This is a genomic window from Pseudomonas sp. S3_A09, assembly GCF_054668065.1.
On record NZ_CP162752.1, the window covers coordinates 36,704 to 56,551 of the forward strand.

A 19,848-nucleotide genomic window follows, 5' to 3' on the forward strand; every position below is an offset into this window, starting at 1 on the left:
ATGGGCCCCGTCTACACTGCATCCATCCACCGGGAACGCTCCCATCGACTGCGGATATTTGTCATGGCCCGACTCGAGCAATATGCCCCTCGTCTGTCCGCCACCGGAGGCCTGTGCCCTCGGCGCGAGCGCATCGCCAAGCAACTGATCCTGGCCAACCTCGGCGAAAGCCTGGCCATTGCCGACCTGGCCCAGGCCTGCGCGTTGTCACGCAGCCATTTCTCCCGTGCGTTCAAGTGCACCACCGGGTTGTCGCCGCAGGAGTGGATCCGTCAACAGCGCATCCAACGGGCCAAGGAACTGATCACCAGTTCATCCCTGAGCCTGACGCAAATCAGCCTGGAATGCGGGTTTTGCGACCAAGCGCACTTTTGCCATATGTTCACCCGCAGCGAAGGCGTCAATCCCATGACCTGGCGAAATCGCTACTTACGCCATAAGCCTCAAGTGATCGCAGCCTAGTGGTCGGTGCTTACCTGGAATATGCTGGCCGCTCTGTCCTTTTCGAGCATGGCCTTCCATGAGTGACCTCAGCGACCAGGCTGTGCATTTCGGCCCCTATCGCATCCACCCGCGCCAGCGCCTGGTGCTGGAGGCCGGTCGCCCGTTGCGCCTGGGGCGGCGCGCAGTGGAGATCCTGCTGATCCTGCTCGAACAGGCCGGCAATGTCGTGAGCAAGCAGGAATTGATCGCCCGCGTCTGGCCCAAAAGTGTGGTGGAAGACGGCAACCTGCGGGTGCATATGGCGGCGTTGCGCAAGGCCTTGGGCGATGGCCAGGCCGGGCAGCGCTATATCGTGACCGTCGCCCAGCGCGGCTACAGTTTTGTTGCGCCACTGAGCATCGAACCGATGACGCTACCCACCGAGGGCGCCCCGCAAGGCACGTGCCACAACCTGCCGCTGCGCCGTACCCGGATGCTCGGGCGCCAGGCCCTGATCGACAGCCTGGTGCAGCAACTGCCCGAACAGCGCTTTATCACCCTCACCGGCGCCGGCGGGATCGGCAAGACCACTGTCGCGCTGCGGGTGGCGGAACTGCTGATCGGGCATTACCGCGACGGCATACGTTTTCTGGACCTGGCGCCGCTGAGTGCGCCGTCGATGATCTTGCCCAACCTCGCAGCGCTGCTCGACCTCACCCACACTGAGCATGAGCCCCTGGTCGCGTTCGCCCGCAGCCTGCAGGAACGCCAGGTGCTGCTGGTGATCGATAACTGCGAGCACCTGCTGGACGACATCGCCCTGATCAGCGAAACCCTGCTACGCCACGCGCCGAGGCTGCATATCCTGGCGACCAGCCGCGAGGCACTGCGCGCCGAAGGTGAGTACGTGCAGCGCCTGGAGCCCCTGGCCTGCCCGCCGGCCGCCGGCAACCGCGCCCAGGCGTTGGGCTATCCGGCCCTGCAATTGTTGATCGAACGGGCCATGTCCCACCAGGACAGCTTTGAACTGAGCGACGCCGAACTGCCGCTGGCGATCGATATCTGCCAGCGCCTGGACGGCATTCCCCTGGCGATCGAGTTGGTGGCGGCGCAGATCGAACGCTTTGGCTTGCCAGGTCTACTGGTGCAAATGGAGGACAACTTCCGTTTGCTGACCCGCGGTCGGCGCAGTGCCCTGCCCCGCCATCAAACCCTGCGGGCCACGCTGGACTGGAGCTTTGAACTGCTCACGGCCTGCGAGCAGATCTGCCTGCGTCGCCTGGCCGTGTTTCGCGGCGGGTTCAGCCTGGCCAGCGCGGCGGCGGTGATTGCCGGGGGACAGGTCGCGCCGACCGAGGTGCTGGCCTCGATCACGCAATTGGTTGCCAAGTCGTTGCTCAATGTAGAAGCCGGTGATGACGAGATGGTCTATCGCCTGCTGGACATCACCCGCACCTACGCCCTGGAAAAGCTTAGCGTTGCCCAAGAACTGGACGCCACCCGCGACCGCCACGTCGAGCGCTGCCTGGCGCTGATGGAACAGGCGCGCGAGGATTGGGAGTCGGTCGCCACTCAAGCCTGGATCGACCGCTATGCACCGCTGCGTGAAGATATCCGCTCGGCCCTCGACTGGGGGCTCGCGCAGGAGGGCGAACACCTGCTGGCGATTCGCTTGACGGTCAGCGCAATGCCACTGTGGCAAGAGTTGTCGTTGCTCAGGGAACACCGCTTGTACGTGGACAAGGCGCTGGCGTTGATGGACCAGGCCGTCTCGCCCTGCCCCCGTTTGACGATGCAACTGCAGTTGGCGCTGGGCAGCCTGTCCTATCACGCCATGGGCGGTGCCCCGCAGACCATTGCCGCGTTTGTCAGTGCACGGCGTTTGGCCGACGCGAGCGAAGATGTCCCAGGGCAATTGCGTGCGGTTTCCGGGCATATGGCGGTGAACCTGTGTGCTGGCCAGTATCGCCAGGCGCTGGCGCACAGTCTGCAGTTCGATCGTCTCGACCCACGCACCGACCCGCAACTGGACATCAGCGCCCAGCGCTTGCGCGTACTGGCCCAGCACTACAACGGCAACCAGGCACTCGCCCGGCACAATGCCGAGCAAGTGATCCAACGCATGGCGCACAGTGGCCACCTCAACCGGTTTGCCCACGGCATCGGTGTGCAATACGACCAGAGCGTCGCCTCACTCACGGTGCTGGCGCGAATCCTGTGGTTGCAAGGCTTTCCCGAGCAAGCCTGGCGCACCGCCAGCCAAGCGCTGGGGTTGGCGCAGCAGATCAATCATGGCACCTCAATCTGTTACACCCTGGCCCTGGCGGGCGTGGTCATCGCCCGCTACAACGGTGACGAAGACGCCGCCCAAACCCTGCAGGCGTTGCTGTTGGAACACGCCCACAAGCATTCGGTGCAGTTATTCAAGACCTGGGCAGGCCACTACGCGGGAATCCTCGGGCACAAGGACCTGCAAGGCCTGGGGTTGATCGAGGACATCCTCGTCACGCTGGGTTCCCACGCCGTGGACGCGCCCGGGTTCGACCGTGCCCGCGCCGGCGACGCGGGCTGGTGCACCCCGGAAATCCTGCGGGTACACGCCGAAAGCATGACCGATGCCCACGCAGCCGAAGCACTGTTGCTGGAGGCCCTGGGCCTGGCGCACCAGCAAGGCGCGCTGGCCTGGGAATTGCGCTGTGCAACGTCACTGGCGGGTGTGTGGCAGTCCCAAGGCCGTCTAGAGGCTGCACGGGACTTGCTGGGCTCGATTTACGCGCGGTTCACTGAAGGTTTTGCCACCCCTGACCTAGTCCGCGTACGCCGCCTGCTCGACGAGTTGCAGGACAAACGGCCGGCCTGAAAACGGCCCCAGGTAATGCCCATAACCCTGCTGCAAGCGCGCCACCTGCTCCGGGTCACGCAGCTGCGCCAGGGCATAGCTGCGCACGCAGTTGAGCAGGCGGTAGCGCGCAAGGCCCGGGCCAGGTTCAAGGCTTAGCAGCGAGGTATCAACCAAGCGCCCCAGCAGGTACGACAGGTCAGCGTGCTCCAATTCAGTCCCGCTGACCAGCTTGCTCAAGGTGGGCAAGGTCACGGCCATCTTGAACAAACTCAACTGCAGGAACAGCCAGCGCTCCGGCAGGCTCAGGCGTTGGTAGGTCCAGTCCAGGGCGGCAGTCAGGGATTGATGGCGTTCCACCGCCGTACGCCGGCCGCGGGTCAGCACCTGCAAGCCTTTGCTCAGTTGCTGCTGCAAGCCGCGCACGCCGAGCGCATCGACCTGGGCGGCGGCCAGTTCAAGGGCCAGTGGGATGCCATCAAGGCGCCGGCAGATATCGCGCAGCGGCGCCAGGTCCTGGGGCCGCAGCACAAACCCCTGCTGACCGGCGCTTGCCCGCGCCGCAAACAACTGCACGGCCGGATACGCCATCGCCTGCTCAACACTGCCCAGCGCCGACGGTGCAGGCACTGCCAACCGGGGCACGCGTTGCACCCACTCGCCCGCGACATGCAGGGCTTCACGGCTGCTGACCAGCACGCTGACCTGGGGCGCTTTTTCGCGCAGCACCCGCACCAGGTGCCGGCACGCGCCCAGCAGCAGGTCGGCGCCATCCAGCACCAGCAAGAGCTGGCGGGAGGCCAATTGATGGCCCAGCTCGGTGGCACTGGCGATGGGCTCCAGATGCAATGCCGTGGCCAGGTGGCGCAGCATGGCCACCGGCGCCTCGACGGTGGCCAGGTCGACCCACCACACGCCATCCCGGTAGCGCGGCAATACGCGTTCGGCCAACGCCAGGGCCAGGGTGCTCTTGCCGACGCCGGCGCAGCCGGTGAGCGTCATCAACTGCAGCCCGGACAGACGCCGCACCAGTACACCCAGCAATGCCTCGCAGCCCATCACCGCGCTGAGCCGTGCGCTCAGATTGTGGCGGGGCAACGTGGCTGGCAGCCCTTCCTGCAGCTTGACTGCGAAGCAATAGCCACGCTGGGGGTCGTTGAGGATATAGCGCTGCCCATCGAGGGCACGGCGCAGTGCTGCGATGTGCACGCGCAGGTTGTTCTCCTCCACCACGCTGTTCGGCCAGACCCGCTCGATCAACGTCGCCTTGCTGATAAATTGCCCGGGTGTTTCTAGCAACACCGTGAGGATATCCAGCGCACGTCCCCCCAAGGGCACCGGCCAGCCAGCCTTGCTGACCCGCCGCTGTTGCCGGTGAAAGACATAAGCGCCGAAGCGCTGCGTGCCATTAATGTCAATCGCCTGAGGGTTATTCATGCGTGTAAAAGCGCTGAAACGCCCGGCCTTGGGCGTCTGCGCATCCTTTTCCATGGGCCTGACGCTATCTTGCCACCTGGGGATGGCAGGACAATGCTGGCACGGGGAGCGACACGGACATTCGGGTGCGCAACACGGACATTCTGTCGTTAACTGAACTGTTGTCGGTATTGGGTCGGGTTCAGGCCCAGTTTCTCGCTGAACAAAAAGCGCATATGCCGCACGCTGCCGAAGCCTGCGTGGAACGCCACGGTCTTGAGCGGCAGGTCAGTGGTTTCCAGCAACTGCCGGGCGCGGTCGATGCGCGCGCCTTGCAGGAACGCCATGGGCGTCATCTGCACCTCCTTGGCGAACAGCCGCGCAAAATGCCGCGCACTCATGCCAGCCAACGCGGCCATGGACTCGATGGTGAAGGGTTGGCACAGATGTTCGAGCACATGGTTCTGCACACGGGTAATCGCGGTTTCTTGAGGCGCAACCGCCGCCGTCATCGGGCTGAACTGGGCTTGCCCGCCCTGGCGCTTCATCACCACCAGCAGCACCTTGGCCACGTCCACCGCGACTTGCTTGCCGTGGTCCTGGGCCACCACCGACAGTGCCAGGTCGATACCGGCCGTAACGCCGCCCGAGGTGATCAAGCGACCGTCCTGCAAATAGATACGATCAGTTTCGACAATAGCCTTGGGGAACGCCTTGATCAGCCGCTCGGTGTAGTGCCAATGGGTGGTCACGCGGTGATTGTCCAGCAGTCCGGCATGCCCAAGCACAAAGGCCCCGGTGCAGATAGAACCGAAGCGCCGCGCCCGCGGGGCTGCTGCCTTGAGCCAGGGCAGCAACGCGGGGTGGCATTCGTTGTAGGCACCGGGACCACCGGGCACCAGCAACAGGTCATAGGCGTCCTGGGCCTGGTCCAGTAACAGATCAGTCTGCACCGCTACGCCATTGGAGGCACGCAGCGGGCCGGGCTCGGTGCCGAGGGTGAGGATCCGGTAGTGCTCCGCCGCCGGCAGGTAGCGATTGGCAATCGAAAATACTTCCAGCGGCCCGGCCATGTCGAGCAGGAGGAAGTCCGGAAACAGCGCCATGGCCACGGTTTTCATATCGGGGAGGATCCATCGTCAAGGAGTGCGGACGGCATTATGGCACGTCCACCACTGTCAACTCACGAGAGACAGTTATTCAGTTTTCATCTTCTTAATGAATGTTTCAGTAACCATTAACCTTCTTCTCAACGCCGGAGCCCTGCATGTCGCAGCCCGCTCCCACTTGAGGACAAAACCATGCTGACCCTTCGCAAAGCTTCCGAACGCGGCGCCGCCAATCACGGTTGGTTGAAGTCGTTCCACACCTTCTCGTTCGCCAACTACTGGAACCCGAAAGAACAAGGCTTTTCCGACCTGCTGGTGATCAACGATGACCGCGTCGCGGCCGGCAAAGGTTTCGGCCAGCACCCGCACCGCGACATGGAGATCTTCTCCTATGTGCTGGAAGGCGCGCTGGAACACAAAGACACCCTGGGCACGGGCTCGGTGATCCGCCCAGGTGATGTGCAACTGATGAGTGCCGGCAGCGGCGTGGCCCACAGCGAGTTCAACCACAGCCAGACCCGTGGTGTGCACTTCCTGCAGATCTGGATCGTGCCGAATCAAGCCGGCGCCGAACCGCGCTATCAGCAGGAGCACTTCAGCGAGGCGCAGAAACGTGGGCGCCTGCAGTTGATCATCTCGCCGGACGGCAGCGATGGCTCCCTCAGCGTGCGCCAGGACGCACGGGTGTACGCCGGGCTGTTCAACGGCGACGAGGCCGCAACCTTGGACCTGGCGCCCGATCGGCATGTGTACATCCATGTGGCCCGAGGCAGCGTTGAAGTCAACGGCCAACGCTTGCAGGAAGGCGACGGTGCCCGTGTGCGGGATGAACGGCAGATCCGCCTGGGCCACGGCGAAGACGCCGAGGTGCTGGTGTTCGACCTGCGCCCGCAGGAACTGCCGCAGATGCCTTGACCGGCCCTGCGATGGCTCGGCGGAACGAGCCATCGCTGACGTCGATAGTCACCATCAGCCCAATGAAGTTCTCTTAAAAAATGCAACGCGTAACATCAACCCCATACCAGCAACAACCCAACTAAAACACTCGGAGCACACCCTCATGAAACGCCAAATCTTGCTTAGCCTCGCTTTCTCGGTACTCGCTGCAAACGCATTTGCTCACCCTGTCGTTGCTGAAGGCGGCTCGGATCGCCTGATCGAAAATCGTGTCGCAGAGGGTGGCTCGGACCGCCTGCAAGGTAACCGCGTTGCCGAAAACGGTTCGGACCGCCTGCTGGAACGTCGTATCGCCGAAGGTGGTGCTGATCGTCTGCAAGAACGTGGCCTGGCGGAAGGCGGGGCTGATCGTCTGCAGGAACGTGGCCTGGCTGAAGGCGGTGCTGATCGTCTGCAGGAACGTGGCCTGGCTGAAGGCGGTGCTGATCGTCTGCAGGAACGTGGCCTGGCTGAAGGCGGTGCTGATCGCTTGCAAGGCAACAACGTTTAACCCCGCGCTGCTGGCGGGAACCCCAAACCGGCCTGATCAGCCGGTTTTTTTTCGCCTGTGATTAATGCAGGTCGCGGCTGCCCCCTGCACCGCCTTGCCGATCTTTTGCCGCGCTTCGATGCGCACAGGTAGGGCCTACACAGTAGCGCCGTCGGCTACCAGTTTTCACCCAACCCCAGCAGGCCCAGAATCTGCCGTCGCAGGTCCACCAGGTAAGGATCGTCGCGGTGCCGGGGGTACGCGCGGTCGATCGTCAGTTGTGCCTGGATCCTGGCGGGGCGATCGCTGAAGACAATCACGCGATTGGCCAGCAGCAAGGCTTCTTCCACATCGTGAGTCACCAACAAAGCCGTATAGCCCTGGCGCTGCCACAAGTCGATCAGCTCCTTTTGCAGGGTGATACGGGTCAGGGAGTCGAGCTTGCCCAACGGCTCATCGAGGATCAGCAGGCGTGGTTGATTGACCAGTGCACGGGCCAAAGCCACTCGCTGCGCCATGCCACCCGACAACTGCCGGGGATAGGCGCGGGCGAACTGGCTGAGGCCGACTTTTTCCAGGGCTTCATCAACCTTGGCCGCATGGGTCTTAAGCAGGCCCTGGGCTTCCAGGCCAACAGCGACGTTGTCCCATACACGGCGCCACGGGTAGAGCGTCGGGTCCTGGAACACCACCACACGGCTGGGGTCCGGGCCGGTGATCGCCTCACCGTCGGCCAGCAAGCGGCCGGAGTCCGCGGGCTCCAGGCCGGCCACCAAGCGCAGCAAGGTTGACTTGCCACACCCCGAAGGCCCGAGCAACGCCACGAACTCGCCCGGCGCCACGTCCAACGAAACCCGCTCCAGCACCGGCAGATGCTGGCCGTCCAGGGCAAAACCATGGCTCAGGTTTTCTATCCGCAGCGCCAAACTTTCCGACGCCGATACTGCGTGTGCCAGGGCTACCATTTCATAGATCCTTTCTGCCAGGCCAACAACCGGTCACGCACCAGGAACAACCCGGTGATCAACCCCGAACAAGCGAGCGCCATGATCAGCAAGGCGGCGTACATATTGGCGTAGGCGGCCCAGCCCTGGGCCCATTGCAGGTACCAGCCGATGCCGGATTTGACGCCCATCATTTCTGCCACCACCAGGGTCGAAAACGACGCCCCCAGGCCCATGAACAGGCCGACGAATACATGCGGCAACGCTGCGGGAATCGCCACCTTGAAAATCAGAAAAGCCTGCTTGGCACCAAGGGTACGGGCTACGTCGTAATAGGCTTTGTCCACACTCGCCACGCCAGACCAGGTCAGCACCGTGACCGGAAACCAGGTGGCCAGGGCGATCAGAAATACACTGGCACTCCAACTGCTGGGAAACAGAAAAAAGCACAGCGGCAACAACGCCGTCGACGGCACCGGCCCGAGGATGCGCAACACCGGGTGCAGCCAGTAACCGATGCGCGTGGACCACCCGATCGCCACCCCGGCGATAAACCCGGTGATCGTCCCCAGCGCCACGCCCGAGCCTAGCAGCAATGCCGAGTGCAACAGGCTGTCGGCCAGGCGCGCGTAGTCTTCGATATACACCGCCAGCAACGCCTGGGGCGGCGCAAAAAACGGCACCGGCAACAGTGCCAGTTTGGCGGTCAACAGCTCCCAGCCCCCGAGCAGCACCGGTAAGGCGATCAGCCAAGGACCGGCATTGCGCAAGCGCTGGCCAAGCTTGGATACCGTGCGCCCCAACAGGCTCAACACGACGTACAGCCCCGCAATACCCACACACAGGTTGGCCAGGCCTTGGGTCATCGGCCAATTACGCGTCGCGTTGGGCCAGAAGCTGATCAGCAGCGCGACGGCCAGCCAGGCCCCAACCACCGCCACGCCTTGCCACCGGACTTTGAACGCCAGGGACGGGTTCAGGGTTGTCGCATCAGCTGAAGACATCGGCGGTGATCTCCTTGGCAAACTCCACCGGGTCAGTGCTCTTGCTGATCACTTCGACGGTTTTCAAGTCGGTGACGTAGGTGAGGATTTCCCTGGTCAATGCCGCGCCCACCGCGTGGTGACCGTGGGTGTGGTCGTGGAGGATCGCCTGCACTTCCTCTATCGACGTATTCAATGCATGGGCCTGGAAGCCTTTGGCAACTTCTTCCGGGTGCTGCACGGAATAGTCGTGGGCTTCGAGGATCGCCTGGGTCAAGGCCGCGACCACGCGCTTGTCTTCACGCACCAGTTTGCCGGTGACGCCGACCACGCAGCAGCTGAGGTTGGCGTATTCCTCTACCAGATTGGTAGACAGTTCACGCGCCACGCCAGACTTGATCAGGCGGTACATGAACGGGTCACTGCCGCTCACTGCCTGCACTTCGCCACGCTCCAGCGCAGTGCCCAGCAAGTCGGCGGGATACAGGCGCCACTCCACATCGCGCACCGGGTCCACACCGTGTTTTTTCAGCAGGATCGAGAAGAAATTGCGATCCGGGCTGGCCATGTCGGTCACACCGATGGCCTTGCCCTTGAGGTCCTCCAGCTTGGCCACAGCGCCGTTCACGGCACTGAGCAAACGCAGGCAGCCGCCGTGGGTGCCGGCGGTGAGCTTCACATCGAAACCCTGCTCCAGCGCCTTGAGCCAACGCAATGCCATGCCCACGCCCGCGTCGGCTTTACCGGTGGCGATGGCCTCCAGCAGCACTTCGGTGGAGTTGCCGAAGTTGACCAGCTCTACGTCCAGATTGTGCTTTGTGAAAAACCCCTGGCCATGGGCGATCACCACTGGCGCCAGGCACACGGCGTTGAGGTTGACCGCCAGTTTCAGCTTGCGCGGTGCGTCGAGGCGGATGAACTCACCGGTGCCTGCGGGCTCCTGGGCAGTGTTGTGACCGGCATGTTCGTCGGCGGCAACGCCCAAGCGTGGCAGCGACAGGCTGGCCACAGTGATGCCGGCCAGGCCGAGCAGGCGGCGGCGGGTCAAATGATCGAATATAGCCACAGAAGAATCCCTTTATGTGCGGTAGTGCGGTGTGTAGGAGCGAGCTTTTCGTTTCAGCCAGTAAGCTCGGAGAGACCCAGGTGCTCACGCAACGTCGACCCTTCGTAAGCGGTGCGGAACAGCCCCTTGCGCTGCAAATGCGGGTTCACGCTCTCGACAAACTCGGTGAACGAACCCGGCAAATACCCCGGAGAGATCACAAACCCGTCGCAACCGCCCTGTTCGAACAGCTCGGCCAACTGCTCGGCCACTTGCGCGCCCGTGCCTACTAATTGCGGTACGCGCACGCTGCTGGCGAAGATGCGCCCGAGCTGTTCGAGGGTGGTTTCCGGCCCTTGCATCAACAGCTTTTCAGCGGCGGCCGGGTGGATCAGCGGCGACTGGGCGATCTCGGCCAGCGTCGCGCAAAGCGGGAATGGCGACAGGTCTACATTCAGCTGCGACGCCAGGGTCACCAGCCCCAGCTCCGGCCGTGCCAGCGCGTTGTGTTGATCGCGCTTGGCGCGGGCTTGCGCTTCGCTGCCACCAATGAACGGCATCACCGCCGTCAGCACCTTGCAACTGTCAGCCTCACGGCCTTGCTGCACCACCTGCGCACGCACGTCATCGCGAAACGCACGCATGGCCGCCAAGTGCGGATGAATCGTGAAAATCGCCTCGGCCCAACGCGCGCCAAAGCGCCGGCCACGCCCGGAAGAACCGGCCTGGATCAGCACCGGCCGACCCTGGGGCGTGCGCGGAATATTCAACGGGCCTTCAACCCTGAACCACTCGCCCTGATGCTGCACCGAACGGATCAACTCCGGGTCCGCCAGCACGCCGCTTTTGCGATCCAGTTTCAGCGCGCCATTGCCCCAGCTGTTCCAGAGCTTCAGTGCGACTTCGACAAACTCATCGGCGCGGTCATACCGCAGGTCGTGTTCAAGGTGCTTGTCCTTGCCGAACAGACGCCCTTCGCTGTCGTTCATCGAGGTGACGATATTCCACGCCGCCCGCCCCTTGGACAGGTGGTCGAGGGTGGCGAATTCACGGGCGATGTGCGCCGGTTCGTAATAGGTGGTGGAACGCGTCGCGCCCAGGCCCAGCTTACTGGTCTTGCCGACCAGGTAAGAGAGGATCGGCAACGGGTCCAGGCGCGTGGCGTCCTGGGCGCCGTAGCGCAAGGCGAACTCGCGGGAGCCGCCCATCTGATCACCCACGGCCAGGCGATCGGCGAAGAACAGGAAGTCGAACAGCCCCTCCTCCACCACCTTGGCGACCCGCGCGTAGTACTCGGGATCGAGGTAATTGCCAACGGTTTCAGGGTGGCGCCACACCGCATGGCTGTGCACCACCGGCCCACTCAACAAAAACGCGGATAAATGGATTTGGCGGCTCATGGCTTGGGTGTCCACACGGTGATGGCGCTGACCTTCAACGGCTTGGGAATCAACTTGGCGGCGTAGTAGGTGTCGGCGATGCGCTGTTGCTCGGCGAGGTTTTCCACCTTCACCGGGATGATGTCGTAGCTGCGGCGGCTATTGGCGCGCTCCACTGTAGCCGGGGCGATATTGCCCCACAGCGGGCCGAGGATCTCGGCAGCTTCCTTGGGATGGGCCTTCGCCCATTGGCCGGTCTCGCGCAGGGTATCGAAGGTCACCTGCAACACGTCCGGGTGGGCCTTGGCGAATCGCGTGGTCGCCAAGTAGAAACGGTTGTAGTCGGCCAGGCCGTCCTTGCCGTCGGCGATGACACGCACGTGGTGATCCAGCTGTTGGGTGGCGAGGAACGGGTCCCAGATCACCCAGGCGTCCACGCTGCCATTGGCGAAGGCGGCGCCGCCGTCCGGGGCTTCCAGGTAGCGCGGGGTAATATCGGCCAGGGTCAAGCCAGCTTTTCTCAGCGCGGATATCAGCAGGTAATGGCTGCCAGAGCCCTTGGACACGGCGACGGTCTTGCCCTTGAGGTCGGCGATGCTGTGGATCGGCGATTGATCCTGGACGATGATCGCCTGGGCACTCGACGATGAGTTTTCCTGGGCGTAGTAGGTCAACGGTGCATCGGCAGCCTGGGTGAACAGCGCAAAGGCGTCGGCCACGTCGGCGTGCAGGTCGACGCTGCCGGCGTTCAGCGAGCTGAGCAAGCCAGTGCTGAACTCGTGCCAGTTCACCGTGAAGCCCAGGGGCTTGAGGCGCTGCTCCAAGTGGCCATTTTGCTTGAGCAGGATCCACAGGGTGGATGAGCGCTGATAGCTGATGTCCAGGGTTTGCTCGGCATGGGCCGCGGTCGCGGCGAACAGCAGGCTGGCGGCAACGATTAGTTTTTTAAACGTCATGGGAGGCCTTGGCGAGGAAGAAACGAAGAGAACTGCATATGCCAAAAAACCGCTTAAGGCCTGGCAGCAAAGTTGATTCGATTATATTAATGATTGGAGATGATGAAAGAATCTTATAATTCTATGGTTATGCTCAATTCATAGGCAGGTGGAAAAAGCGTCCTAAGTTCAGATCGAAAAAGTATTTAACGAATAGTTTTTAGAACTTTAAGCTCAATACTGTTTCGTCAAAAATCGAGCGTGCCATGTCCATACGTCGTCCCCTCGCTGCGGTAGCAGGGTTGCTGGCCTTCTCCGTTGCGGTCAGCGCCGAGGCCCAGGAAACTGTGCGCATCGGTTACCAGAAATCCTCGACCCTGATCACCCTGCTGAAAACCCAGGGCACCCTGGAAAAAGCCCTCAAGGCCGACAACATCGACGTGAGCTGGCATGAGTTCCCCAGTGGCCTGCCCCTGCTCGAAGCGTTGAACGTGGGCAACGTCGACATCAGTGCCGACGTGGCCGACACCGTGCCGCTCTTCGCCCAGGCTGCGCAGGCCAAGCTCACCTACTTCGCCCAGGAAGCCCCCTCGCCTTCAGCCCAGGCCATCATGGTGCGCAAGGACTCGCCGATCCAGCAACTGGCGGACCTCAAAGGCAAGAAAATCGCCGTGACCAAGGCGGCGGGCACCCACTACTTGTTGATTGCCGCGTTGGCCCAGACGGGCCTGGAATTTTCGGATATCACACCGGCCTACCTGTCCCCCGCCGACGGTCGCGCAGCGTTCGAGAACGACAAGGTGGACGCGTGGGTCACCTGGGAACCCTTCCTCACCAGCGTGCAGCGCCAACTGCCAACACGTACCCTGGCGGACGGCGCGGGGCTGGCCAGCTACAAGCGCTACTACCTCACCGGCACGCCGTACGCCAAGGCCCACCCGGACGTGTTGAAAGTGGTGTACGCACAACTGGAAAAGACCGGCCAGTGGGTGAAAACCCACCCGCAAGACGCGGCCAAAGTACTTGGCCCGCTGTGGGGCAACCTGGATGTAGCGACGGTTGAAGCAGCCAATGCGCACCGCAGCTATCAAGTGCAGCCAGTGACGATCGATCAATTGGGCGAACAGCAGAAAATCGCCGATGCCTTCTTCAAGGCGGGCTTATTGCCCAAGGCCGTGGACGCCAAGGATGTACAGACCTGGAAACCTTGAGGGCGGAACAAGGATAGATCCGGTGGCGAAAGCGGTGGGTCGGCCGCTTTGCCCATTGCTGATCTACCGCTATCGCAGGCAAGCCAGCTCCCACAGGTGGACCGCGGCGCAACAGTTGGAGAGTGGTTGGCTGTCGCGCACCCCCAACGCCCTTCCCGCCAGATGCGCCGCGCCCAGCGCCGAGACCTCCGGTGACAGGCTGCGCACCACCGGGCGTTGCAGCAGGTTGGCCAAAAACGGCATCAGCCAACGGTTGCGCGTCGCGCCGATGACCTACAGCCAGCCCAAATACGTGACCTGCCTCGACCTCGGCGCCTGGGGCGCCGTGTTCACCGAAGGTTGGGACCGCCAGATGAAGCTGGTTGGCCAGGAAGCCAAGGACCTCAAGCGGTCAGATCAACACGGTGTGGATCTACCCACCCGCCGCTGATCGCACGGTGGCGCTGGCTGCGGCGGACCCGCTGATTTGTCGCGCTCACCCAACGAACGCGCCGCCAACGCTCCCATCACCCCGCCGACCATCGGCGCCAGCCAGAACAGCCAAAGCTGCGCAAGGTACTCGCCCCCGGCAAACAACGCCGGCCCGGTGCTGCGTGCAGGGTTCACCGAAGTATTGGTCACCGGGATCAGCACCAGGTGAATCAAGGTCAGCGCCAGGCCAATCGCAATGGGTGCAAAGCCAGGCACAGCGCCCGACGAGGTCACGCGCATGATGATGAACAAGAAAAAGAACGTGGCGATGCATTCCGCAAGCAGCGCGGCCTTCATGTCAAAGAGGCCAGGGCTCAATGGGCCATAACCGTTGGCGGCAAAGCCACCTATTGCAAAATCCGGCTGCCCGTTGGCAATCAGGTATAACGCCGCAGAAGCGCCAATCGCACCGGCAACCTGCGCCGCGATGTACGGCAGCACTTCACCGGCCGCTACACGGCGACCCGCCCACAAGCCAAGAGTGACGGCCGGGTTGAAATGCCCACCGGATATTCCGCCTACCGCATAGGCCATGGTCAGCACCGTGAGCCCGAACGCCAGCGAAACGCCGACAAACCCAATGCCCAGTTCCGGGAAAGCCGCCGCCAGGATGGCGCTGCCACAGCCGCCGAACGTCAGCCAGAAAGTACCGATAAACTCGGCGGTCAAACGTTTTTGCACAATCGACTCCATTGCTGTTCAAGTGCCGTCACCACAGGCCGTGGGCGGTCTTGGGCGACGGTAGCAATGGGTATCAAATTGCTGTGTAAGACTTGTCTGGATTACTGCTTTTGAACGTTTAACGTCTGGAGGGAACCGACAGGGCCGGCCAAAGCGCTGTTGAGGGCCATTCACAATGGCCCGGTGCATGCGTTGAATGCATTGACGGTGGCGCGGGAGTTTGACTCAGGCTCGCGCCACACCCTGCCCAAACCGGCGGATCGCCAGGCAATACCCAATCAACGCCAGCGCCGCCAGCAACCCGCCCGCCGCGCCGATCCAGGCGAAGCCGAACTGGCTGCCGACCCAACTGCCCACCAGGGCGCCGCCGCCGATGCCGATGTTGTAGATGCCGGAGAACATCGCCATGGCCACGTCGGTGGCATCCGGGGCCAGCACCAGCACCTTGGATTGCATCGCCAGGCCGAAGCCCATGATCGCCATGCCCCAGAACACACTCAGCACCACCAGGTAGGATTCTGCACCGCTCAACGGCAGCAGCAGCGCCAGGCACGCGGCGAGAATGAATACCGCGCCGACCACGAACACATGCGGGTTGAAGCGGTGCACCAGGCTGAACAACAGCGAGCCGATGATGCCGGCGCCGCCGAACACCAGCAGGATCAGGGTCACCGCGCTGCCGCTCATGCCGGCGACGCCTTCGACGAAGGGCTCGATGTAGCTGTAGGCGGTGAATTGCGCGGTCACGGTAATGGCGGTGAGCACGTACAACGCCACCAGCGCCGGGCGCTTGAACAACAGCGGCAGGCTGCGCAAGGAGCCGGAGTTCTGGCTCGGCAGCAGCGGCAAGGTGCGCGCCAGCCAGAACACCAGGGCAGCGGCGAAGGCGCCAATTACCAGGAACGTCGTGCGCCAGCCCATGGCTTCGCCGAGCAGGCGGCCCAGCGGAATACCCAGCACCATCGCCAGGGAAGTACCGGTAGCCAGCAGGCCGAGGGCTTGCACCTGCTTGCCTTCCGGTGCCAGGCGAACGGCCAGCGATGCGGTGATCGACCAGAACAAGGCATGGGACAAGGCGATGCCGATGCGACTGAGCATCAGGATGCCAAAGCTGGTAGCGACGCTGGAAAGGATGTGACTGACGATAAACATGCAAAAAAGCACGATCAGCAGTTTGCGCCGTTCAACGTTACGGGTCAGCAGCATGACCGGCAGCGAGGTCAGCGACACGATCCAGGCGTAGATGGTGAGCATCAACCCGACGCTGGACACAGGCATGTCGAAGCTGGCGCCGATGGCGCTGAGCAGCCCGACGGGCACGAATTCGGTGGTGTTGAACACAAAGGCGGCCAACGCGAGGGCGATGACCGGTTGCCAATTGGCTTGGGGCGTTGCGGCTGAAAGGCTCATTGAACGGCGCGGTACTCTGACGGTGATCAAGCGGCCACCCAGGACAAGCGCCGCCGCCGAGCATTCTATAGGTTTCTGGCGCGGCTGTTGACGCCGATCCAGCTCAAAACAACCTCGGTGGCGTCACGGCGCGGTCAGGGTGACCACGTAGGCCCCCGATTGAATGGGTTTGCCGAGGGCATCCACCAGTACATACCGCTGGTCGTAATAGCGCCCATCATTGCTGTCGGCCACTAACTTGACGTCAGCCTGGGCGTTGCCCACTGCCTTCACCGTGCGCACCGGCCGCACCTCGAAATGGCTGCTACGCAGGGCCTGCGGGCAGCCCTTGAGTTCCAGCGTCGACCCACCCGGCGACGCCGCATGACAACTGGGCTCGACAACACTGCCGTGAAACTGAATGACGCCAGAGGATCCCGCCATGCAAGCCCCCGCCCATACCGCAAGAACGCCGGTCATCAGTGAAAAACGCTTAACGTTCATGTCGACGCTCCTTCTTGGGTGGTTAAGAAGGTAGTCGTCGGGCCCGCCGCTTACTTGAGTTTATTCGGCAAACGCTGTGACGTAGTTCAAGGATCCACCTGCCCCATCATTTCCGGAATGCTTTCCGCACGCTTGGCATAACGCTGTGCCAGCGCCGCGCAGACCATCAGCTGGATCTGGTGGAACAGCATAAGCGGCAGGATCAGCACGCCCATGGTCGCTCCGGCGAACAACACTTGGGCCATTGGCACGCCCGTCGCCAGGCTCTTCTTCGAACCGCAGAACAGAATGGTGATGCGGTCTTCCTGGTTGAAGCCGAAGGCCTTGCCCAGCACGGTCGAGGCCACCAGCACCAAGGCCAGCAACACGCAGCACGCCACCACCAGTCCGCCCAGTTCCCATAGCGGGATCTGATGCCAGATGCCTTCGTTGACCGCTTCGCTGAAGGCACCGTACACCACCAGCAGGATCGAGCCCTGGTCGACGAACTTCAGCCAGGATTTATTGCGGCCAACCCATTCGCCGATCCAACGACGGGCGATCTGCCCGGCGATGAACGGCAACAGCAATTGCACGCTGATTTTCAGGATCGCGTCGACGGTAGACCCACCCTCGCCGTGTACGTTGAGCAGCAGCGTCACCAGCAACGGCGTAAGGAAGATCCCGAACAGGCTGGACGCCGCCGCACTGCAAATCGCCGCCGGGATATTGCCCCGCGCCAGGGAGGTGAAGGCAATCGCCGATTGCACCGTGGCCGGCAAAGCACAGAGGTAAAGCATGCCCATGTACAGGTCTTTACCAATCAGCGGCGACAGCAGTGGCTTGAGCGCCAGGCCCAGCAGTGGAAACAGCACAAAGGTCAGGCTGAACACCAGCAGATGCAGGCGCCAGTGGCCGGCACCGGCGACGATGGCCTGGCGCGACAGCTTGGCGCCGTGCAGGAAGAACAGCAACGCAATCGCCAGGTTGGTGACCCAGCCGAAGGCTACGGCAGTCTGGCCGCTGGCGGGCAGCAGGGAAGCGAGGATCACCGTGGCGATCAGGGTCAGGGTGAAGTTGTCAGGCAGAAAACGGGGGCGAGTCATAAGCAGGATCTTCCGGGGGTTGCCAAGAGCGTCGTCGCGACTCTAACGTAACGCCTTGTTACCGACTAACGCCAATGAGCCACTAAATGCCGCCTAAAGGACATGACAAGACCGTCCGCCGCAGTGTGCCTGGGCTTTCCAGCCTGCCGCGGCCGGTGTACGGGCGCACCGAATCCTTGCCCAATCGTGCGCTGACCCGCCGGCACAGCCACCCGTGGGTGCAATTGTCCTACGCGATTTCCGGGGTGCTGGAGATCCAGACCAGCGTCGGCCGCTTCGTCGCACCGCCTCAGCGTGCGGTGTGGATCCCGGCAGGTGTGCCGCACCGCGTGTTCAGTTCGCCCCACACGGAAATGCGCAGCTTGTACCTGGATTGCAGCGTCACCGCCTGGGCGGTCGAACGCTGTCATGTGCTGGAGGTGAGCAGTTTGCTGCGGGAATTGATCCGCAGCTTCAGCGAACTGCCGGTGGAGTATGCCGAGGATGGGCCGGATGGGCGCTTGGCCCAGGTGGTGCTGGACCAACTGGCGGCGGCGCCTCAGGTGGATCTGATGCTACCGCTGCCCCTGGACCCGCGTTTGCGCCACATCTACCGCAGCTTGAACCTGCGCCCGGAACAGCAAACCACATTGAGTCAGTGGAGCCAGAAGCTGGGCGTGAGCGAGAAGACCCTCAGCCGGTTGTTTCTGAGTGATACCGGGCTGACCTTTCGGGCGTGGCGCCAGCGTTTGCGATTGCTGACTGCCCTGCCCGCCCTGGAGCAGGGCGAGCGCGTGACGGATGTGGCGCTGGCCTGTGGGTATGAATCCACCTCGGCGTTTATCAACGCGTTTCGCCAGCAGTTCGAGGCGACGCCGGGGGAGTTCTTCCGCTAGGCAGGCCTTCGCCACAATTGCCTGGCGCCACAGCTATTCGCCATGCCCGCCGTGGCGCGCCCTTCGCGGATATCAGCTGCCATCGCCACCATGGGCTTCTTCGAAGAAGTAGTCTTTCCAACTGGCAGCCTTGTTTTTCAGCACCCCCAGCGCCTGCAATTTCTCGGCATAGACGTAGGTGCGTTGCGGCACGATGGTGAAATCGATTTCCGGGTCCTGGACGATCTGCTCCACCAGGTCCAACGGCAGTTTCGACTGTTCTACGCGGATGTATGCCTTGGCCGCAGCCGGTTTGTCGGCCTTTATGATCTTCTCGGCCTCGGCCAGCGCGTCATAGAACGCCTTGTAAGTCTTGGGGTTTTCGTCATGAAATTTCTGCGTGGTGTAGAGCACGTTGAACGTCGCCTGACCGCCCAGGATGTCGTAGGAACTGAGCACCTTGTGCACATTCGGATTGAGCAATTCCTGGTACTGGAACGGCGGGCTGGAGAAGTGTGAGTTGATCTCCGAACCACCGGCAATCAACGCGGCGGTCGCGTCGGGGTGCGCCAGGCTGATGGAGATGTCGTCGAATTTCTTGTAGTGGGCATCGCCGAACTGCTTGGCGGTCTCGATCTGCAGCGTGCGCGACTGGAAGCCCACGCCGGCGGCTGGCACGGCAATGCGGTCGTTTTCGGTGAAATCCTTGAGGGTCTTCACGGTGGGGTTGTTGGTCAGCAGGTAGTTGGGCATCGAGCCGAGGGAGGCGATGGCCTTGACGTTCTGCTTGCCCTTGGTGCGATCCCACAGGGTCAGCATCGGCGGCACACCGGCAGAGACCACATCCAGCGCACCGGCCAGCAGCGACTCGTTCATCGCGGTGGCGCCGGAAATGCTGCTCCACTCCACCTTGATGTCCAGGCCCTGTTCCTTGCCGTGCTTTTCGATCAGGTTCTGGTCGCGCACCACGTCGAGGATCAGGTAGCCGATGCCGAATTGCTGGGCGATGCTGATCTTGCCTTCGGCCTGGGCGCCGATACTGATCAACGCTGTCGCAACCGCCAGCAGGGCCAGGGAAGAACGCTTGAAAGTCATAGGAATCTGCCGCGTTTTTAAGAAGGTGATGGAGCCTAGCGGCGATTTTTAAGACAGGA

The 19,848-nt window shown here is 62.7% G+C and carries 19 protein-coding genes and 2 pseudogenes; 8 read left to right on the forward strand and 13 right to left on the reverse strand.

Going from position 1 to position 19,848, the window contains the following annotated elements; translation table 11 throughout:
* The first annotated feature begins 63 nt into the window (after positions 1-63).
* Both AB4N92_RS00160 and AB4N92_RS00165 read left to right on the forward strand, forming a co-directional pair.
* The gene (locus AB4N92_RS00160; protein WP_010209711.1) at positions 64-462 is read left to right on the forward strand and encodes a helix-turn-helix domain-containing protein; all 399 of its coding nucleotides are present in this window, start codon (positions 64-66) and stop codon (positions 460-462) included.
* Positions 463-520: 58 nt separating this feature from the next.
* The gene (locus AB4N92_RS00165; RefSeq protein ID WP_236267582.1) at positions 521-3,283 is read left to right on the forward strand and encodes an ATP-binding protein; all 2,763 of its coding nucleotides are present in this window, start codon (positions 521-523) and stop codon (positions 3,281-3,283) included.
* On the opposite strand, the gene AB4N92_RS00170 is transcribed toward AB4N92_RS00165, so the two are convergent.
* Together AB4N92_RS00170 and AB4N92_RS00175 are read right to left on the reverse strand one after the other, a co-directional pair.
* Complete coding sequence (locus AB4N92_RS00170) at positions 3,230-4,753, reverse strand: winged helix-turn-helix domain-containing protein (protein ID WP_045791950.1); 1,524 nt, start codon at positions 4,751-4,753, stop codon at positions 3,230-3,232. The genes AB4N92_RS00165 and AB4N92_RS00170 overlap by 54 nt on opposite strands.
* A 95-nt stretch (positions 4,754-4,848) precedes the next feature.
* Positions 4,849-5,799 carry a GlxA family transcriptional regulator gene (locus tag AB4N92_RS00175; protein WP_045791949.1) on the reverse strand — a complete coding sequence of 317 codons (951 nt, stop codon included), beginning with the start codon at positions 5,797-5,799 and terminating at the stop codon, positions 4,849-4,851.
* Positions 5,800-5,979: 180 nt separating this feature from the next.
* On the opposite strand from AB4N92_RS00175, the gene AB4N92_RS00180 reads away from it, so the two are divergent.
* Both AB4N92_RS00180 and AB4N92_RS00185 read left to right on the forward strand, forming a co-directional pair.
* Entirely contained in the window at positions 5,980-6,702 is a 723-nt protein-coding gene (locus AB4N92_RS00180; protein ID WP_010209706.1) for a pirin family protein, read from the forward strand.
* Between the two features lie 145 nt (positions 6,703-6,847).
* Complete coding sequence (locus AB4N92_RS00185) at positions 6,848-7,234, forward strand: hypothetical protein (RefSeq protein ID WP_010209701.1); 387 nt, start codon at positions 6,848-6,850, stop codon at positions 7,232-7,234.
* A gap of 155 nt (positions 7,235-7,389) precedes the next feature.
* On the opposite strand, the gene AB4N92_RS00190 is transcribed toward AB4N92_RS00185, so the two are convergent.
* The 5 genes from AB4N92_RS00190 to AB4N92_RS00210 are packed head-to-tail and all read right to left on the reverse strand — an operon-like array spanning position 7,390 to position 12,520.
* A complete protein-coding gene (locus AB4N92_RS00190; protein ID WP_010209699.1) occupies positions 7,390-8,178 on the reverse strand; it encodes an ABC transporter ATP-binding protein in 789 nt (262 codons plus the stop codon).
* On the reverse strand, positions 8,172-9,161 hold the full coding sequence (locus AB4N92_RS00195; RefSeq protein ID WP_045791946.1) for an ABC transporter permease: 990 nt from the start codon (positions 9,159-9,161) through the stop codon (positions 8,172-8,174). The genes AB4N92_RS00190 and AB4N92_RS00195 overlap by 7 nt, the downstream gene beginning before the upstream one ends.
* The gene (locus AB4N92_RS00200) at positions 9,148-10,206 is read right to left on the reverse strand and encodes an ABC transporter substrate-binding protein (RefSeq protein WP_042572167.1); all 1,059 of its coding nucleotides are present in this window, start codon (positions 10,204-10,206) and stop codon (positions 9,148-9,150) included. Before AB4N92_RS00200 ends, AB4N92_RS00195 begins: the two co-directional genes overlap by 14 nt.
* Positions 10,207-10,259: 53 nt before the next feature.
* Positions 10,260-11,585: an LLM class flavin-dependent oxidoreductase gene (locus AB4N92_RS00205; RefSeq protein WP_236267584.1), complete on the reverse strand. Its 1,326-nt coding sequence runs from the start codon at positions 11,583-11,585 to the stop codon at positions 10,260-10,262.
* A complete protein-coding gene (locus tag AB4N92_RS00210) occupies positions 11,582-12,520 on the reverse strand; it encodes an aliphatic sulfonate ABC transporter substrate-binding protein (RefSeq protein WP_021492729.1) in 939 nt (312 codons plus the stop codon). The genes AB4N92_RS00205 and AB4N92_RS00210 overlap by 4 nt, the downstream gene beginning before the upstream one ends.
* A 245-nt stretch (positions 12,521-12,765) precedes the next feature.
* Between AB4N92_RS00210 and AB4N92_RS00215 the strand changes: the two genes are divergently transcribed.
* Complete coding sequence (locus AB4N92_RS00215; RefSeq protein WP_236267585.1) at positions 12,766-13,710, forward strand: aliphatic sulfonate ABC transporter substrate-binding protein; 945 nt, start codon at positions 12,766-12,768, stop codon at positions 13,708-13,710.
* A gap of 69 nt (positions 13,711-13,779) precedes the next feature.
* Here AB4N92_RS00215 and AB4N92_RS00220 read toward each other — a convergent pair whose 3' ends face one another.
* Entirely contained in the window at positions 13,780-13,953 is a 174-nt protein-coding gene (locus AB4N92_RS00220) for a hypothetical protein (protein WP_316250889.1), read from the reverse strand.
* A gap of 10 nt (positions 13,954-13,963) precedes the next feature.
* Here AB4N92_RS00220 and AB4N92_RS00225 point away from each other — a divergent pair.
* Positions 13,964-14,177 (forward strand): annotated as a pseudogene (locus AB4N92_RS00225) (NAD(P)/FAD-dependent oxidoreductase); the annotation flags it as partial.
* On the opposite strand, the gene aqpZ reads toward AB4N92_RS00225, so the two are convergent.
* The gene (gene aqpZ, locus AB4N92_RS00230) at positions 14,107-14,874 is read right to left on the reverse strand and encodes an aquaporin Z (RefSeq protein ID WP_010209685.1); all 768 of its coding nucleotides are present in this window, start codon (positions 14,872-14,874) and stop codon (positions 14,107-14,109) included. The pseudogene AB4N92_RS00225 and the gene aqpZ overlap by 71 nt on opposite strands.
* Before the next feature lie 117 nt (positions 14,875-14,991).
* Here aqpZ and AB4N92_RS00235 point away from each other — a divergent pair.
* Positions 14,992-15,066, forward strand: a pseudogene (locus AB4N92_RS00235) (transcriptional regulator); the annotation flags it as partial.
* A gap of 21 nt (positions 15,067-15,087) precedes the next feature.
* On the opposite strand, the gene AB4N92_RS00240 reads toward AB4N92_RS00235, so the two are convergent.
* The 3 genes from AB4N92_RS00240 to AB4N92_RS00250 form a co-directional block, all read right to left on the reverse strand.
* Positions 15,088-16,272 (reverse strand): sugar transporter, encoded by a 1,185-nt coding sequence (locus tag AB4N92_RS00240; RefSeq protein WP_045791943.1) that lies wholly within the window; start codon positions 16,270-16,272, stop codon positions 15,088-15,090.
* Positions 16,273-16,395: 123 nt separating this feature from the next.
* Positions 16,396-16,755, reverse strand: coding sequence for a type 1 fimbrial protein (locus tag AB4N92_RS00245; RefSeq protein ID WP_010209681.1), 360 nt, complete (start codon positions 16,753-16,755; stop codon positions 16,396-16,398).
* Between the two features lie 86 nt (positions 16,756-16,841).
* Entirely contained in the window at positions 16,842-17,840 is a 999-nt protein-coding gene (locus AB4N92_RS00250) for a bile acid:sodium symporter family protein (RefSeq protein WP_010209680.1), read from the reverse strand.
* 86 nt (positions 17,841-17,926) lie between these two features.
* Here AB4N92_RS00250 and AB4N92_RS00255 point away from each other — a divergent pair, with 86 nt between their 5' ends.
* Positions 17,927-18,715 carry an AraC family transcriptional regulator gene (locus AB4N92_RS00255; protein WP_010209679.1) on the forward strand — a complete coding sequence of 263 codons (789 nt, stop codon included), beginning with the start codon at positions 17,927-17,929 and terminating at the stop codon, positions 18,713-18,715.
* Between the two features lie 72 nt (positions 18,716-18,787).
* Here the strand turns inward: AB4N92_RS00255 and AB4N92_RS00260 are convergent, their stop codons facing one another.
* On the reverse strand, positions 18,788-19,789 hold the full coding sequence (locus tag AB4N92_RS00260) for an ABC transporter substrate-binding protein (RefSeq protein WP_042572161.1): 1,002 nt from the start codon (positions 19,787-19,789) through the stop codon (positions 18,788-18,790).
* Positions 19,790-19,848: the final 59 nt, after the last annotated feature.

Excerpts from the sequence above, each read along its gene's own strand:
- AB4N92_RS00190 (WP_010209699.1), bottom strand. The coding sequence starts at position 8,178 with ATGGTAGCCCTGGCACACGCAGTATCGGCGTCGGAAAGTTTGGCGCTG.
- aqpZ (WP_010209685.1), bottom strand. The coding sequence starts at position 14,874 with ATGGAGTCGATTGTGCAAAAACGTTTGACCGCCGAGTTTATCGGTACT.
- AB4N92_RS00260 (WP_042572161.1), bottom strand. The coding sequence starts at position 19,789 with ATGACTTTCAAGCGTTCTTCCCTGGCCCTGCTGGCGGTTGCGACAGCG.
- AB4N92_RS00210 (WP_021492729.1), bottom strand. The coding sequence starts at position 12,520 with ATGACGTTTAAAAAACTAATCGTTGCCGCCAGCCTGCTGTTCGCCGCG.
- AB4N92_RS00240 (WP_045791943.1), bottom strand. The coding sequence starts at position 16,272 with ATGAGCCTTTCAGCCGCAACGCCCCAAGCCAATTGGCAACCGGTCATC.
- AB4N92_RS00185 (WP_010209701.1), top strand. The coding sequence starts at position 6,848 with ATGAAACGCCAAATCTTGCTTAGCCTCGCTTTCTCGGTACTCGCTGCA.
- AB4N92_RS00180 (WP_010209706.1), top strand. The coding sequence starts at position 5,980 with ATGCTGACCCTTCGCAAAGCTTCCGAACGCGGCGCCGCCAATCACGGT.
- AB4N92_RS00220 (WP_316250889.1), bottom strand. The coding sequence starts at position 13,953 with ATGCCGTTTTTGGCCAACCTGCTGCAACGCCCGGTGGTGCGCAGCCTG.
- AB4N92_RS00245 (WP_010209681.1), bottom strand. The coding sequence starts at position 16,755 with ATGAACGTTAAGCGTTTTTCACTGATGACCGGCGTTCTTGCGGTATGG.
- AB4N92_RS00215 (WP_236267585.1), top strand. The coding sequence starts at position 12,766 with ATGTCCATACGTCGTCCCCTCGCTGCGGTAGCAGGGTTGCTGGCCTTC.
- AB4N92_RS00255 (WP_010209679.1), top strand. The coding sequence starts at position 17,927 with ATGCCGCCTAAAGGACATGACAAGACCGTCCGCCGCAGTGTGCCTGGG.
- AB4N92_RS00170 (WP_045791950.1), bottom strand. The coding sequence starts at position 4,753 with ATGGAAAAGGATGCGCAGACGCCCAAGGCCGGGCGTTTCAGCGCTTTT.
- AB4N92_RS00160 (WP_010209711.1), top strand. The coding sequence starts at position 64 with ATGGCCCGACTCGAGCAATATGCCCCTCGTCTGTCCGCCACCGGAGGC.
- AB4N92_RS00165 (WP_236267582.1), top strand. The coding sequence starts at position 521 with ATGAGTGACCTCAGCGACCAGGCTGTGCATTTCGGCCCCTATCGCATC.
- AB4N92_RS00205 (WP_236267584.1), bottom strand. The coding sequence starts at position 11,585 with ATGAGCCGCCAAATCCATTTATCCGCGTTTTTGTTGAGTGGGCCGGTG.
- AB4N92_RS00195 (WP_045791946.1), bottom strand. The coding sequence starts at position 9,161 with ATGTCTTCAGCTGATGCGACAACCCTGAACCCGTCCCTGGCGTTCAAA.
- AB4N92_RS00250 (WP_010209680.1), bottom strand. The coding sequence starts at position 17,840 with ATGACTCGCCCCCGTTTTCTGCCTGACAACTTCACCCTGACCCTGATC.
- AB4N92_RS00175 (WP_045791949.1), bottom strand. The coding sequence starts at position 5,799 with ATGAAAACCGTGGCCATGGCGCTGTTTCCGGACTTCCTCCTGCTCGAC.